This is a genomic window from Clostridioides sp. ZZV15-6383 (assembly GCF_020657735.1).
Taxonomy (GTDB): domain Bacteria; phylum Bacillota; class Clostridia; order Peptostreptococcales; family Peptostreptococcaceae; genus Clostridioides; species Clostridioides difficile_D.
On record NZ_JAGWCV010000208.1, the window covers coordinates 1 to 255 of the forward strand.

The window sequence follows — 255 nt, forward strand, 5'->3', positions numbered from 1 at the left end:
GGCCTTAGGATACTCTCCTCACCCACCTGTGTCGGTTTGCGGTACGGGTACCTTTAACCTCGATAGAGACTTTTCTTGACAGTGTGAAATCAGCTACTTCGCTACTAAATTTCGCTCCCCATCACATCCTAGCATTATCAAAGCGGATTTACCTACTTTGACTGCCTCAATGCTTGGGCACACATAACCAACAGTGTGCTTAGCTTATCCTACTGTGTCATCCCATCTCTCAAACGGTTATCGGTAGTACAGGAA

Annotated in this window: 1 rRNA gene; it reads right to left on the reverse strand. The window is 46.3% G+C overall.

The features are described from left to right. Nucleotide 1 precedes the first annotated feature (1 nt). A 23S ribosomal RNA gene (locus KGF42_RS19490) occupies nt 2-255 on the reverse strand; the annotation flags it as partial.